We start from the raw sequence: 13,763 nt of genomic DNA on the forward strand, positions 1-13,763 counted from the left end.
CGGTGTGTCGCGGTGGGGGTGTCAGTGGTTGCGGGGGAAGCCCAGGTCGACGCCGGCCGGGGCGTCGGCCGGGTCGGGCCAGCGGGTGGTGGTGACCTTGCCGCGGGTGTAGAAGTGCACGCCGTCGTTGCCGTAGATGTGGTGGTCGCCGAAGAGGGAGTCCTTCCAGCCGCCGAAGGAGTGGTAGCCCACGGGGACCGGGATCGGGACGTTGACGCCGACCATGCCGGCCTCGATCTCCAGCTGGAAGCGGCGGGCGGCGCCGCCGTCGCGGGTGAAGATCGCGGTGCCGTTGCCGAACGGCGAGGCGTTCATGAGGGCGACGCCCTCCTCGTACGTGTCGACGCGCAGCACGCACAGGACGGGGCCGAAGATCTCGTCCTTGTAGGCGTCGGAGTCGGTGGAGACGTGGTCGAGGAGCGAGAGGCCGATCCAGTGGCCGTTCTCGAAGCCTTCCACGGTGTGGCCGGTGCCGTCGAGGACGACCTCGGCGCCCTGGGCGGCGGCGCCGGTGACGTAGGAGGCGACCTTGTCGCGGTGGGCGGCGGTGATCAGCGGGCCCATCTCGGACGTGGGGTCGTTGCCCGGACCGATCTTGATCTTCTCGGCGCGCTCCTTGATGCGGGCGACCAGGTCGTCGCCGACGGCGCCGACCGCGACGACGGCGGAGATCGCCATGCAGCGCTCACCGGCCGAGCCGTACGCGGCGGAGACGGCGGCGTCGGCCGCGGCGTCGAGGTCGGCGTCGGGCAGGACCAGCATGTGGTTCTTGGCGCCGCCGAGCGCCTGGACGCGCTTGCCGTTCGCGGAGGCGGTGGTGTGGATGTAGCGGGCGATCGGGGTGGAGCCGACGAAGGAGACGACGGAGACGTCCGGGTGGTTCAGCAGGCCGTCGACGGCGACCTTGTCGCCGTGCAGGACGTTCAGCACACCGTCCGGGAGCCCGGCCTCGGAGGCCAGTTCGGCGAGCAGGTTGGCGGCCGAGGGGTCCTTCTCGCTGGGCTTGAGGACGAAGGTGTTGCCGCAGGCGATGGCGAGCGGGAACATCCACATCGGCACCATGGCCGGGAAGTTGAACGGGGTGATGCCCGCGACGACCCCGATCGGCTGGCGGATCGAGGAGACGTCGACCCGGCTGGAGACCTGGGTGGACAGCTCGCCCTTGAGCTGGGTGGTGATGCCGCAGGCCAGCTCGACGATCTCCAGACCGCGGGCGACCTCGCCCAGCGCGTCCGAGTGCACCTTGCCGTGCTCGGCGGTGATCAGGGCGGCGATCTCGTCGCGGTGCGCGTCCAGCAGGGCGCGGTAGCGGAACAGGACCGCGGTGCGGGCGGAGAGCGAGGACGTGCTCCACGTCGCGTACGCCGCCTTCGCGGCCGCCACCGCGGCGTCGACCTCCTCCGGGGAGGCGAGCGCGACCTGCGTGGTGACGGCCCCGGTCGCCGGGTCGGTGACCGGGCCGTAGGTGCCCGACGCGCCCTCGACGGTCTTTCCACCGATCCAGTGGTTGACGGTCTTCATGCTGTGACTCCTTCAGAGGTGGCGGCGTCGGTCGGTGACATGGCGTAGGTACTCTTCCCGGGCTTCTACCGCCGACGGGCGAGTGGCCGTTTCGGCTACGGGCACATCCCACCACGCCTGTGCGGGAGGGGGGCCCGACACTGTGTCTGCCGTTTCGGTCTCGACGTAGACACAAGTGGGGCGGTCCGCCGCCCTGGCCTCGGCGAGCGCTTCGCGCAGGTCGCGCACGGTGCGGGCGGACAGCACCCGCATGCCGAGGGAGGCGGCGTTCGCGGCGAGGTCGACGGGGAGCGGGGCGCCGGTGAAGCCGCCGTCGGGTGCCCGGTGGCGGTAGCCGGTACCGAACCCCTCGCCCCCGGTGGCGGCGGAGAGGCCGCCGATCGAGGCGTAGCCGTGGTTCTGCAGGACGACGAGCTTGACCGGCAGGTTCTCCTGGACGGCGGTGACGATCTCGGTGGGGTTCATCAGATACGTGCCGTCGCCGACGAGCGCCCAGACGGGGCGGCCCGGGGCGGCGAGCTGCACGCCGATCGAGGCGGGGATCTCGTAGCCCATGCAGGAGTAGCCGTACTCGACGTGGTACTGGTACGGCGCGCGGGCCCGCCACAGCTTGTGCAGGTCGCCGGGGAGCGAACCGGCCGCGTTGATCAGGATGTCCTCCTCGGTGACGAGCGCGTCGAGCAGGCCGAGGACCTGTGCCTGGGTGGGCCGGGCGTCCGGGTCGGGCGTGGCGTACGCGGCGTCGACGCGCCGTTCCCAGTCCTCCTTCGCCTCGGTGTACGCGCTCTCGTACGCCGCGTCGGCGCGGTAGTGGCGTGCGGCCAGGGCGGCGGCGAGGGCTTCGAGGCCGCTGCGGGCGTCGGCGACGAGCGGGAGGGCGCCGAGCTTGTGGGCGTCGAAGCCGGTGATGTTGAGGTTGAGGAAGCGGACGCCGGGGGCGGCGAAGAGGGTGGCGGACGCGGTGGTGAAGTCGGTGTAGCGGGTGCCGATCCCGAGGACGAGATCGGCGTCGCGGGCGAGGTCGTCGGCGGTGGCGGTGCCGGTGTGGCCGATGCCGCCGACGTCGGCGGGGTGGTCGTGGCGCAGCACGCCCTTGCCCGCCTGGGTGGAGGCGACGGGGATCCGGGTGGCGGCGGCGAACGCGGCCAGGGTCTCCTCCGCCCCGCTGTGCCGGACCCCGCCGCCCGCGACGATCAGCGGCCGGCGGGCCGAGCGCACCGCCCGGACGGCCCGGTCGAGTTCGCTCGGATCCGGCGCGGGACGGCGTACGTGCCAATCGCGCGGGGCGAAGAACTCCTCCGGCCAGTCGTAGGCCTCGGCCTGGACGTCCTGCGGCAGGGCGAGCGTGACCGCGCCGGTCTCCGCCGGGTCGGCGAGGACCCGCATGGCCTGGAGGGCGGCCGGGATCAGCGCCTCGGGGCGGGTGATCCGGTCGAACCAGCGGGAGACGGGGCGCAGGCAGTCGTTGACGGAGACGTCCCCGGCGTACGGCACTTCGAGCTGCTGGAGCACGGGGTCGGCGGGCCGGGCCGCGAAGGTGTCGCCGGGCAGCAGCAGCACCGGGAGGTGGTTGACGGTGGCGAGCGCGGCCCCCGTGACGAGGTTGGTGGCGCCGGGTCCGATGGAGGTGGTGACGGCGTGGGCGGTGAGCCGGCCGGACTGGCGGGCGTGGCCCACGGCGGCGTGCACCATGGCCTGTTCGTTGCGCCCCTGGAAGTAGGGCATCGCGGGCCCGGTCTCCAGGAGGGCCTGGCCGATGCCGGCGACGTTGCCGTGGCCGAAGATCCCCCAGGTGGCGCCGATCAGCCGCCGGCGGCGGCCGTCGCGTTCGGTGTACTGCCGGGTGAGGAAGGTGATCAGGGCCTGGGCGGTGGTGAGGCGGCGGGTGCGCGGGCCGGTCATGCGGGGTCCTCCGGGCGGGGAGCGGGATCGCCGGGCCGTCCGGCGGGGTCCTCCGGTGCGGGGAGCGGCAGCCGGGGGTCGGCCGGGGCGTCCGGCCAGGTGTCGCGGATCCAGCGGTGGTCGGGGTGGTCGCGGATCAGCCACTCCCGCTGCTCCCCCGGGCCCGCCATGACGTTGAGGTAGTAGAGGGTGCGGCCGGGCGGGGCGATGGAGGGACCGTGCCAGCCGTCGGGGATCAGCACGGCGTCACCGGTGCGCACCTCGGCGAGGACGTCCGTGCCGCCGGGGCGGGAGGGCGAGACCCGGTGGTAGCCGAGGCCGTCGCCGGCCACCTCGAAGTAGTAGATCTCCTCCAGGACGGACTCCTCGCCGGGGTGGTGCTCGTCGTGCTTGTGCGGCGGGTAGGAGGACCAGTTGCCGCCCGGGGTGAGGACCTCCACGGCGATCAGCCGGTCGCAGTCGAAGGTGTCGGCGGCGGCGAAGTTGTGGACCTGCCGGGCGCAGGTGCCCGCGCCCCGCAGCTCGACGGGTACCTCCGGCGCGGGGCCGTAGCGAGCGGGGAGTCGTCGCTCGCACTTCGCTCCTGCCAGGGCGAAGCGGCCCCCTGCGCCGGAGGCGATCTGTGCCTGGGCGTCGCGCGGTACGTACGCGAAGTCGGATACCCCGCTGAACACGCTCTTCCGGCCCAGCAGTTCAAAGATCTCATCTGCGGTGTGCACCGTACAGCCACCGGTCAACGGCAGTACGATCCACTCGCTCTCCCCGGTGACGAGTGTGTGAACTCCTCCCGGTTCCAGCTCCAGCACCCGCAGGCTCGACCGCTCCCAGCCGGCCCGCTCCGGGGCGATGTCCAGGGCGTACGGGCCGTGCGCGGCGCTGCCGGCCGGCAGATGGCGGCGCGGGGTGTCCGCGGTGTTCTCGTGCATCGTCAGTTTCCTTCCCCGCCGCTCGGGTCCGGCTGGAGCACCGCCGGAACGGACGCGGTGACGGCTCCGGCGGCGAGGGCGGCGTCGACCTCGTCCGGGAACGGCATGGCGGAGGAGCAGGCGAGCCGGGAGGCGACGATCGCACCGGCCGCGTTGGCGTACCGCACGGTGCGGTCGAGGTCCCAGCCGGCGAGGAGGCCGTGGCAGAGCGCTCCGCCGAAGGCGTCGCCCGCGCCGAGCCCGTTGACCACGTCGACGGGGAGCGGGGGGACGTCGGCGCGGGTGCCGTCGCGGTGGACGGCGAGGACGCCGGCGGGGCCCTGTTTGACGACGGCCAGCTCCACCCCGGCGGCGAGCAGGGCGCGGGCGGCGGCGTACGGTTCGCGCTCCCCGGTCGCGACCGCGCACTCGTCGAGGTTGCCGACGGCGACCGTGGCGTGGGCCAGCGCCTCCCGGTAGCGGGCGGAGGCCTCGGGGTGCGGGCCGTCGTCCCCGGGGCCTCCCCAGAACATCGGCCGCCAGTCGAGGTCGAAGACGGTGAGCCCGGCCCGGCCCCGGGCGCGCAGGGCGGCGAGCGTGGCGGAGCGGCTGGGTTCGGCGCACAGCCCGGTGCCGGTCATCCAGAACACCCGGGCGGCGCGGATCGCGTCCAGGTCGAGTTCGCCGGGGCGCAGTTCCAGGTCGGGGGCCTTGGGCAGGCGGTAGAAGTAGAGGGGGAAGTCGTCGGGCGGGAAGATCTCGCAGAAGGTGACGGGGGTGGGGTAGGTGTCGTCGGCCCCCACCCAGCGGCCGTCGACGCCGAACGCGCGCAGCCGGTCGCGCAGATAGGTGCCGAAGGGGTCCCGTCCGGTGCGGGTCACGACGGCGGTGCGCCGCCCGAGCCGGGCCGCGGCGACGGCCACGTTGGCGGGCGAGCCGCCGAGGAACTTCCCGAAGGTCTCGACCCGGGCGAGCGGCACACCGGTCCGCAGGGGGTAGAGGTCCACCCCGATCCGCCCCATGGTGATCACGTCGTACGGCTCAGACATCCAGGTCCCTTCGACGACCGGTGCGGCGGCCGGCACCGGGCCCGGCCTCCGTCCGGACTCCTCCCCCGCAACCGTACGAATGATGTGTCCGGACATCCGGACCACTGCTTGACACCCCTCGTCCGGCGCCGTGACGCTGGTCCGCATGTCGACCTCCGCGTCCGCCCGGCCCCGCATCCGCATCGGCTCAGCGCCCGACTCCTGGGGGGTGTGGTTCCCCGACGATCCGCGGCAGGTGCCGTGGCGGCGCTTCCTCGACGAGGTGTCCGCCGCCGGCTACGCGTGGATCGAGCTGGGTCCGTACGGCTATCTGCCGACCGATCCGGCCCGGCTCGCGGAGGAGACCGCCGGCCGGGGGCTGTCGGTGTCGGCGGGCACCGTGTTCACGGGATTGCACCACGGACCGGCCGTCTGGGACCGGACCTGGGAGCATGTCGCCTCCGTCGCGGCGCTCACCCGGGCGATGGGCGCGGACCATCTGGTGGTCATCCCGTCGTTCTGGCGGGACGACAAGACGGGCGAGGTGCTGGAGGACCGCACGCTCACCGCCGGGCAGTGGCGCGACCTCACCGCCCAGACGGAGCGGCTGGGCCGCGAGGTGCGCGACCGCTACGGGCTGCGCATCGTCGTCCATCCGCACGCCGACACCCACATCGACGGCCCGGAGAACGTGGCCCGCTTCCTCGACGCCACCGATCCGGAGCTCGTCTCGCTCTGTCTGGACACCGGTCATTACGCGTACTGCGGCGGCGACAGCGTCGAGCTGATCGAGACGTACGGGGAGCGGCTCGGCTATCTGCACCTGAAGCAGGTCGACCCGGAGGTGCTGGCCGGGGTCGTGGCCGAGGGCCTGCCGTTCGGGCCCGCCGTGGCGCGCGGGGTGATGTGCGAACCGCCGCGCGGGGTGCCGGACCTGGAGCCGGTGCTCGCCGCCGCCCGCCGGCTCGACGTGGACCTCTTCGCGATCGTCGAGCAGGACATGTACCCGTGCGATCCGGACCGCCCGTTCCCCGTCGCCCGCCGCACCCGCGAGTACCTGCGGTCCTGCGGCGGCCCGCGGTGACGGCCGGACGGGGTGACGGCGCACCGTGACGTGACGGCGGTGCGCGGTGTTGTGCCGGGTGGGAGGACGGGGCTCGCGCAGCCGCCGTCACCGCACGCACGCGTCCACGCACGCATCCACGCACGAGGAGCGATCACCGTGATCCGCACGTTTCCCCCCGTCCGCCGCGCGGCCGGCGCCCCGGTCCTGGCCGGGCTCGTCCTGGCCGCCGCCGCCCTGCTCACCACCCCCGCGACCGCCTCGGCCCCGGCCTCCGACGGCGCCAACGTGCCGCCGCCCGGCTCCAGCCCCGTCTGCGCCTTCTACGACGGGGACGCGCCGACCGCCTTCGGCGACCGGGGCGACCGCGTCTCCCAGGTCCAGTGCATCCTCGCCAACCGCCGCTACCTCCCCTGGGACGCCGTCGACGGCGCCTTCGGCCCCCGCACCCTCGCCGCCGTCCAGCGCTTCCAGGCCGACCATCCGCCGCTCCTCCCGGACGGGATGGTGGGGCCGCGCACGTGGTGGGCGCTCTGGCACGCGTGAGACCCAGGGCGGGCGGGGGGGCGGTTACGTCTCGGCCGCCTCCGTCCGGGGTGCGGTCGTCCGGGCGGGGTGTTCCGCGCGGGGGAGGTTGCGGACGGCGGGGACGAGGAGGAGGGCGACGAAGCTGAGGGTGGCGATGACGACGGAGGTGGTCTGGGCGTTGCGGGCGCCGAGGAGTTCGCTGATCGGGCCGGCGAGGGCCTGGCCGGCGGGGAAGGCGATGAGGGAGCCGGCGACGTCGTAGGCGTAGACGCGGTTGAGGACCTCGCCGGGGACGTGGGACTGGACGCTGGTGGCCCACATGACGCTCCAGAAGGCCCAGGCGGCGCCGCCCGTGACGAAGCAGGCGGCGCGGCTCCACAGGGGGAGGTCGAGGGCGTTCGAGAGGGGCATCAGGGCCCAGACGAGCATGGCCGTGGCGCCGGCGGCGAGGGGGCGGGAGGGGCGCAGTCTGACGCCGATGAGGCCGCCGAGGACGTTGCCCGCGCCGAAGGCGGTCCAGACGACGCCGAGACCGGTCGCGCCGTAGGAGTCGGTCACCAGGAGGGTGGTGAGGGGGCGGATCGGGCCGAAGGTGGTGAGGCCGTTGATGATCCAGACGCCGATGACCACGCAGAGCCAGGTCCGGGAGCGGAACTCGTGCCAGCCCTCGACGAGGTTGCGCCAGGTCGACTCCTTGCGGGCCGGGCGCGGTACGGGCGCCAGGCGCAGCATCAGCAGGCACAGTCCGCTGATCGCGAAGGTGCCGGCGTCCAGGGCGAGCACGGTGGCCACGTCGCCGACGGCCAGCAGCAGCGCGGCCAGGGTGGGGCCGGCCATGGTGGCGACGGCCTCGGCGACGCGGAGGGTGGCGTTGGCCCGCTGGATGTCCGAGGCCACCTGCGGGACGACGCTGGCGACGCCGGGCTGGAAGGCCGCGGTGGCGGTGCCGCTGAGCGCGGCCAGGACCATCAGCAGGAGGAGCGGCGGATGGCCGAGGGCGAAGGCGGCGGCGGCGCAGCCCTGGACGACCAGCCGGACCGCGTCGGCGCCCATCATCATCCGGCGGGGGGTGAAGCGGTCGGCGAGCACACCGCCGAAGAGCACGAACACGGCCAGCGGGAGCATCTGCGAGGCGAGCACGTAGCCGACCCCGGAGGCGCCGTAGCCGAGTTGGATCACGCCGTACATCAGGGCGACCGGCAGCATCGCGTCGCCGAACAGGGAGACGAGCCGGGCGGTGAAGTAGTAGCGGAAGTCCCGGGTCCAGAGCGGGACCGCGGTCTTCTCGGCGGAGGGGGGCACGCTGGCGGCCATGCGGGGTCCGTTTCTCGTTCGGCGCGTCGGAGGAGGGCGTGCTGCCGGCACCGCCGTGGGCGGGCGGTGGTGTGCGCGGCCGGGAAGGGCGTCGGCGCGGAGGGGCCGACGTGGCGTCGCGGGTGACGCGGGGTCAGGAGGCCGCCACCAGGCCGAGGCGTACGGCTTCGGCGCCCGCCTGGAACCGGGTGCGGGAGTTGAGCGTGGTGAGCAGCTCGGAGACGTGCCGGCGGCAGGTGCGCAGGGAGATGGAGAGCATCCGGGCGATCGCGTCGTCGGAGTGGCCGGCCGAGAGCAGTTCGAGGATGGTCGCGCGCAGGTCGCCCGCGTCGAGCCGGGGCGCCGCTTCGTCGGCGCGCTGGACGAGGGCGGCCGCGGTGTCCCACATCCGGTCGTGCAGGGTGCCGAGGAAGGAGGTGACCCGGGCGTCGGTGACGACGGTGGCGGGTGCGGGGTGCGCGTGCTCGGCGGGCAGGACCGCGAGTTCGCGGTCGAAGAGGAGCAGGCGGACCGGTACGTCGGCGGTGGTGCGGATCTCCGCGCCGGCCTGGTGCAGCCGGTGCAGACCGGAGCGGGCGGCGGGGCTGGACTTGGCGGCGTGCTGGGTGAGGACCCGCAGTTCCACCCCGGCGTCGAGGTCGGCGAGCGCGGTGTCCTCGGCGTCCGTGAGCGCCTCGCCCGGTCCGGCCGTCGCGTCCGCGGGGCGCAGGACCAGCAGTTCCTTGCGGCAGGAGCGGGCGGCCTCACGCATCCGCTGGGCGAGCGAGCCGAGGTCGTCGACCAGGAAGCTGGACCCGGCGGGGGTGTGTCCGTGCAGGAAGTCGACGTAGGTGCCGACGTAGCCGCGGATCCGGTCGCCCACCTCGGCCATCCGCTGCTGGCGCTCCTGGACCTCCAGCTGCCACGGCTCGATGAGGTCGGCGGCCGCGGACTGCGGTGAGGCGGGTGCCAGGACGCCGTTCGCGTCGGCCGGGCGCAGCAGCCGCAGCTCCAGCAGGGCGGCCACCGCCGATTCGGCCTCGGCCCGCGAGAGACCGAGCGCCCGGCGTACGGCGTGGACGTCGCAGCCCTCGTTCACCAGGCAGTGCAGGTAGACCGCGCGCGAAAGCTCGTCGGGTCCTCCCGCTGTTGGCCTCGGGCCGGGTAACGCTGCCATCCAAGATCCCCCTTATCCAGTGACTGTCCACTTTCGTCCCTGCACTTCCTTGCCATGTGTGCAGCATTGTGGCGAGAAGATCCGCCACTCAAGAATGGCTCGCAGAGCGGTTGGGAGTATAGGCGAGCCACGGATAGCCGGACAAGGGCGTCCCGTTGGCATGCCTGATCCGCACCCTCTTGTCCAAGTGTGCTTTCCCGTGTTCTCGACATGAGAAGAAGGTGCTCGGATGGATGCATTCCCGTTGACCGCCGAACAGCGCAGCATGCTGTTTCTCGACGGGATCTTCGGTCCCGGCATCTTTCACAATGTGAGTTTCGGTGCGGCGGTCCCCGAGGGTGTCGGCCGCGAGGCCGTACAAGCGGCGATCACCGCTCTGACCAGCAGACACGAGGGGCTGCTCAGTCGTTCGGTCGGCCCGTCGCCCTTCCTCCAGACGATTTCCGGCGAGCCGGTTGAGGCAATACCGAGAAAACTGGACGGACATGACGTCGAGGACGAATTCGACCGTCTTCGCAGCGAACTCCACAATGTCCACCTGACTCCCGCGAGGGTCCGATTCGACGTCATCGAGGAGGAGTCAGGCGATCCCCTCCAGGTGCTCGGGACCGTGGCCCATCTCGTCTCCGACGGGTATTCCGGCAGCTTACTCGGGAATGATCTTTCCGCTCTTATCGAGGGACGGCCGCTGGAATCTGCGGGGAGTTTTCCCGATATTGCCCGGACCCGGGCGGTGAGCGACCGGGAAGCGGCCGCGGAAATAGCGCACTGGCAGCGCGCGGCGGACGGGACGAGTCCGCTCACCGGAATCCTGCGGCGTACCGCGCCGCGGAGCGCGTGGGTCCGCAATCAGGTGGACCGCGAGGTGCCGGGAGGCGACGACCACCGGCGTCTGCGCGCCCTGGTGCAGGCCTGCGGGGCCACCCCGTTCGCGGTCCTCGCCGCGGTGACCGCGGTCGCGGTGTGGCGGCGTTCCGGGCGCTCGGAATTCCTGCTGCACACGCCCGTGTCCACCCGGCGCGACGCGGTGCAGCGGGCGACGGCCGGCAACTTCGTGATGGACCGTCCGCTCACCTGCCGGGTCGATCCGGCCGAGCCGCTGTCCGCGCTGGTCGGGCGGGTGCAGAGCCAGGTGTGGCGGGCGGCCCGGTACGCCAGGCTCGGCGTGCCCGAGCTGCTGTGCGCGGTGCCCGAGTACGGGGCGGCGCTGCTGGAGGACGGCGCCGACTACCTCCAGGTGCACGTGGACGTGCAGAGCGCCGACGCCACCGGGGTGCTCAGCAGCCCCGGGGGATCGACCGGCGTCCGCACGCTCGGCCCGTTCGCACCGGCGCACGATCTGACGGTGACCACGCTGCGGTTCCGCTTCAGCGAGACCCGGCTGTTCACCCGAACATTCTCCGGAGGTTCACCCGACGCTATCCGGGATGCCGAGGAACTGTGCTCCGAGGCAATGGCGATCTTCCGTGCGATCGGTCAACACACCGACACGGCAAAGGAACTGGCGGGCCGCGTGGATCGGTCCGGGACTCCGAATCACTGGTGAATTGTCTAGACCACGGAGGATTTTCTTGTAATGAACATCACTCTTGCCGACGAGTTCGCGCGTTTCCTGCGGCCGTACTGCCGGGAGCTGCCCGCCGACCGCGAACTGACCGACGACACCTCGCTGATGGAGGTCGGCGTCGACTCGCTGCTCGTGGTGGAACTGGTCACCGCGATCGAGGACCACTACGGGATCGAGTTCCCCGAGGAGCTGCTGGAGCCCGGCACCTTCGCCACCCCCGGCACCCTGCGCCGCGCCCTGGAGCCGCTGCTGTGACCACCCCGCTCAGGCTGCGCGGCCCCGACCGGGCGCTGCGCCGCCCGCACCCGCTCGACCTGGGCGAGACCGTCGCCGGACGGGTCCACCGGCAGGCCCTCGCGACGCCGGGGCGCACCGCCGTCCTGGACGGCGGGAGCGCGGTGGGCTACGCCGCGCTCGACGCGGCGGTCCGCCGCCACGGTGCCGCGCTGCGCGCGGCGGGCTGCGCCCCGGGCGAGCCCGTGCTGGTCCGCGGTCCGCGCTCGGCCACCGCGATCGCGGTGTTCCTGGCGATGGAGGACCTCGGCTGTGTGCACGTCCCGCTCGACCCCGGCTGGTCCGAGGAGCGCGTCGCCGAGGTGGCCCGCCACAGCGGCGCCACCCGGCTCGTCGGGTACGGCCCGCCCGGCCCGCCGCCCCCCGCTCCGCTGCGGCTCGTCGCGCTCGACGAGGAACCCGGCACCGCGTCCGGGGCGCCGGCCCCCCGCGCGCGGGCCGGTGCCGCCGAGCCCCGGTACGCCCTCTACACGGCCGAGTTCACGGGCGGCGACGAGGGCGCGGTGACCGCCCACGCCGGGATGGTGAACCATCTGTGGGCGAAGGTCACCGACCTCGGTCTCACCGATCAGGACCGGGTCGCCTACAGCGCCCCGCAGGTGTTCGACACGGCGGTGTGGCAGATGCTCGCCCCGCTGCTGACCGGCGGCACGGTGGCGGTGGTCGCCGAGGCCGACACGGCCTTCCCCCGGCGGCTGGCCGGAGCCCTGGACCGTACCGGCACCACCGTGGTCGAGCTGGTGCCCACCGCCATCGGCTGGCTGCTGGACCGCGTCGAGAAGACCTCGGGGCGGGAACCGGGGAGACGACCAGGGACGGGATCCGGAACTGAATCCGGGCCGGGACCCGTGGGCGCGCTGCGGCTGCTGGTCGCCACCGGCGGCGAGCTGAGCCCCGCGCTGGCCTCCCGGATCGCCGCCGTCCTGCCGGGGGTCACCACGGTGTTCGCCAACGGCCCCGTCGAGTGCTCCGACGACGTGCTGCACCACCGGGTGGGCCCCGGCGACCTGTCGGCGGTACGCGTCCCCCGGGGGCGGCCCGTCCCCAACGCGGTGCTCTCCGCCGTACTGCCGGAGCCGGACGGCGCCTGGCGCCACGCCGGACCCGGCGAGATCGGCGAACTCCTGGTCCAGGGCGCGCCGGTGGGCCTCGGGCACCTCCGTGACGGCACCGTCCGCACCGGGGCGTACCTGCGCGACACCACCCCGGACGCGGGCCCCTCCGGGCTGGCCTTCCGCACCGGCGACCTGGTGTCGTTCCACCCCGGGGAGGTCCGCTACCACGGCCGGACCGACCGCCAGCTCCTGTACGGGGGACGGCGGCTGGCCCTGGAGGAGGTGGAGGGCGAGCTGCGCCGCCACCCCGGAGTGCGGCAGTGCGCGGTGCTCGCCGGTGAACGCGACGGCGTCCCCGAACTCACGGTGTTCTACACCGCCGCCGATCCCGGCGCCCCGCCCGACGGACTGGCCCGCGCACCCGGCCACCCGGACCTGCGGTTGCGCTGGACCCGCCGCACCGTACTGCCGCTCACCCGCAAGGGAGAGATCGACCACCGGGCGCTGTCCTGCGCCCCGGACCCCTCATGAGCCCCGTAGCCACGGCAAGGAGACCCATCGTGTTGCGCGTCAACCACCCGTCCTTCCGCTCCGTCCTCGCCGGCTCGGACATCGTCCGCGTCGCCGGGGCGCACCACGCGCTCAGCGGCTACCTGGCCCAGGAGGCCGGCTTCCAGGCGGTCTGGTCGTCCAGCTTCGAGGTGTCGGCGTCCCGCTGCCTGCCCGACGCCAGCATCCTGAGCATGACCGAGTACCTGGAGGCCGCGGCCAACATCCAGAAGGCGCTGAGCATCCCGGTGGTCGCCGACTGCGACACCGGCTACGGCGACAACCTCAACGTGGCGCACATGGTCCACGAGTTCGAGGGCGCCGGGATCACCGCGGTCTGCATCGAGGACAAGCTGTTCCCGAAGATGAACAGCTTCGTCGGCAACGGCCAGGCCCTGCTGGACACGGCCGCCTTCGCCGCCAAGATCCGTACCGCCAAGAACGCCCAGGACAGCTCCGACTTCTTCGTCATCGCCCGCACCGAGGCGCTGATCAGCGGCCTCGACGTGGACCGGGCCCTGGAGCGCTGCCGCGCGTACGCCGACTCCGGCGCGGACGCCGTCCTGGTCCACTCCAAGCAGCGCACCAAGGACCAGGTGCTGGCCTTCCTCGACGGCTGGGACGGGCGCGTGCCGGTGGTCGTGGTGCCCACCACGTACCCCGACTGGCACATCGACGAGGCACGGGCGGCCGGCGTCTCCGTGGTGATCTACGCCAACCAGGGCCTGCGCGCCTCGGTCTCCTCGCTGCGCGACGCCTACCAGGCGATCTACCGGGACGGCGACACCACCGGCATCGAGGGGTCGATCGCCTCGGTCGGCGACCTGTTCGAGCTCCAGCGGCTCACCGAGTGGCAGAAGCTCGGTGTCTGAGCCCCGCCG

12 protein-coding genes are annotated in these 13,763 nt (G+C 73.3%); 6 read left to right on the plus strand and 6 right to left on the minus strand.

The genetic code is table 11. From position 1 onward, the window contains the following. Nucleotides 1-21: 21 nt before the first annotated feature. From ACZ4FH_RS08295 to iolC, 4 genes are read right to left on the minus strand one after another with little or no spacing between them, the layout of a single operon-like run. On the minus strand, nucleotides 22-1,521 hold the full coding sequence (locus ACZ4FH_RS08295) for a CoA-acylating methylmalonate-semialdehyde dehydrogenase (RefSeq protein ID WP_385110968.1): 1,500 nt from the start codon (nucleotides 1,519-1,521) through the stop codon (nucleotides 22-24). Between the two features lie 12 nt (nucleotides 1,522-1,533). Then, entirely contained in the window at nucleotides 1,534-3,423 is a 1,890-nt protein-coding gene (iolD, locus tag ACZ4FH_RS08300; RefSeq protein WP_467303224.1) for a 3D-(3,5/4)-trihydroxycyclohexane-1,2-dione acylhydrolase (decyclizing), read from the minus strand. Beyond that, on the minus strand, nucleotides 3,420-4,349 hold the full coding sequence (gene iolB / locus ACZ4FH_RS08305; protein ID WP_467303226.1) for a 5-deoxy-glucuronate isomerase: 930 nt from the start codon (nucleotides 4,347-4,349) through the stop codon (nucleotides 3,420-3,422). The genes iolD and iolB overlap by 4 nt, the downstream gene beginning before the upstream one ends. A gap of 2 nt (nucleotides 4,350-4,351) precedes the next feature. Continuing rightward, complete coding sequence (gene iolC, locus ACZ4FH_RS08310) at nucleotides 4,352-5,377, minus strand: 5-dehydro-2-deoxygluconokinase (protein WP_467303227.1); 1,026 nt, start codon at nucleotides 5,375-5,377, stop codon at nucleotides 4,352-4,354. A 145-nt stretch (nucleotides 5,378-5,522) separates the two neighbouring features. Between iolC and ACZ4FH_RS08315 the strand changes: the two genes are divergently transcribed. Together ACZ4FH_RS08315 and ACZ4FH_RS08320 are read left to right on the plus strand one after the other, a co-directional pair. Then, nucleotides 5,523-6,440, plus strand: a complete 918-nt coding sequence (locus ACZ4FH_RS08315) for a sugar phosphate isomerase/epimerase family protein (protein WP_467303229.1) — start codon at nucleotides 5,523-5,525, stop codon at nucleotides 6,438-6,440. Nucleotides 6,441-6,578: 138 nt separating this feature from the next. After that, nucleotides 6,579-6,965, plus strand: coding sequence for a peptidoglycan-binding domain-containing protein (locus tag ACZ4FH_RS08320; RefSeq protein ID WP_467303230.1), 387 nt, complete (start codon nucleotides 6,579-6,581; stop codon nucleotides 6,963-6,965). A gap of 24 nt (nucleotides 6,966-6,989) precedes the next feature. Here the strand turns inward: ACZ4FH_RS08320 and ACZ4FH_RS08325 are convergent, their stop codons facing one another. Both ACZ4FH_RS08325 and ACZ4FH_RS08330 read right to left on the minus strand, forming a co-directional pair. After that, nucleotides 6,990-8,261, minus strand: a complete 1,272-nt coding sequence (locus ACZ4FH_RS08325) for an MFS transporter (protein WP_467303231.1) — start codon at nucleotides 8,259-8,261, stop codon at nucleotides 6,990-6,992. Between the two features lie 133 nt (nucleotides 8,262-8,394). After that, a complete protein-coding gene (locus ACZ4FH_RS08330; RefSeq protein ID WP_467303232.1) occupies nucleotides 8,395-9,417 on the minus strand; it encodes a hypothetical protein in 1,023 nt (340 codons plus the stop codon). Nucleotides 9,418-9,646: 229 nt separating this feature from the next. On the opposite strand from ACZ4FH_RS08330, the gene ACZ4FH_RS08335 reads away from it, so the two are divergent. Genes ACZ4FH_RS08335 through ACZ4FH_RS08350 form a run of 4 tightly spaced genes read left to right on the plus strand, consistent with a single transcriptional unit; the run spans nucleotide 9,647 to nucleotide 13,754 of the window. Further along, nucleotides 9,647-10,963 carry a condensation domain-containing protein gene (locus ACZ4FH_RS08335; protein ID WP_467303233.1) on the plus strand — a complete coding sequence of 439 codons (1,317 nt, stop codon included), beginning with the start codon at nucleotides 9,647-9,649 and terminating at the stop codon, nucleotides 10,961-10,963. A 30-nt stretch (nucleotides 10,964-10,993) separates the two neighbouring features. Next, on the plus strand, nucleotides 10,994-11,239 hold the full coding sequence (locus tag ACZ4FH_RS08340; RefSeq protein WP_467303235.1) for a phosphopantetheine-binding protein: 246 nt from the start codon (nucleotides 10,994-10,996) through the stop codon (nucleotides 11,237-11,239). After that, nucleotides 11,236-12,864, plus strand: a complete 1,629-nt coding sequence (locus tag ACZ4FH_RS08345; protein ID WP_467303236.1) for an AMP-binding protein — start codon at nucleotides 11,236-11,238, stop codon at nucleotides 12,862-12,864. Before ACZ4FH_RS08340 ends, ACZ4FH_RS08345 begins: the two co-directional genes overlap by 4 nt. Before the next feature lie 29 nt (nucleotides 12,865-12,893). Further along, nucleotides 12,894-13,754 carry an isocitrate lyase/phosphoenolpyruvate mutase family protein gene (locus ACZ4FH_RS08350; protein ID WP_467303237.1) on the plus strand — a complete coding sequence of 287 codons (861 nt, stop codon included), beginning with the start codon at nucleotides 12,894-12,896 and terminating at the stop codon, nucleotides 13,752-13,754. The last annotated feature ends 9 nt before the right edge of the window (nucleotides 13,755-13,763 follow it).

It is taken from the genome of Streptomyces sp. NPDC024555, assembly GCF_055559335.1.

What these genes read in the sequence shown, in the direction of transcription:
- iolB (WP_467303226.1), bottom strand. Translation starts at nt 4,349, where the DNA reads ATGCACGAGAACACCGCGGACACCCCGCGCCGCCATCTGCCGGCCGGC.
- ACZ4FH_RS08295 (WP_385110968.1), bottom strand. Translation starts at nt 1,521, where the DNA reads ATGAAGACCGTCAACCACTGGATCGGTGGAAAGACCGTCGAGGGCGCG.
- ACZ4FH_RS08315 (WP_467303229.1), top strand. Translation starts at nt 5,523, where the DNA reads ATGTCGACCTCCGCGTCCGCCCGGCCCCGCATCCGCATCGGCTCAGCG.
- ACZ4FH_RS08325 (WP_467303231.1), bottom strand. Translation starts at nt 8,261, where the DNA reads ATGGCCGCCAGCGTGCCCCCCTCCGCCGAGAAGACCGCGGTCCCGCTC.
- ACZ4FH_RS08335 (WP_467303233.1), top strand. Translation starts at nt 9,647, where the DNA reads ATGGATGCATTCCCGTTGACCGCCGAACAGCGCAGCATGCTGTTTCTC.
- ACZ4FH_RS08340 (WP_467303235.1), top strand. Translation starts at nt 10,994, where the DNA reads ATGAACATCACTCTTGCCGACGAGTTCGCGCGTTTCCTGCGGCCGTAC.
- iolD (WP_467303224.1), bottom strand. Translation starts at nt 3,423, where the DNA reads ATGACCGGCCCGCGCACCCGCCGCCTCACCACCGCCCAGGCCCTGATC.
- iolC (WP_467303227.1), bottom strand. Translation starts at nt 5,377, where the DNA reads ATGTCTGAGCCGTACGACGTGATCACCATGGGGCGGATCGGGGTGGAC.
- ACZ4FH_RS08330 (WP_467303232.1), bottom strand. Translation starts at nt 9,417, where the DNA reads ATGGCAGCGTTACCCGGCCCGAGGCCAACAGCGGGAGGACCCGACGAG.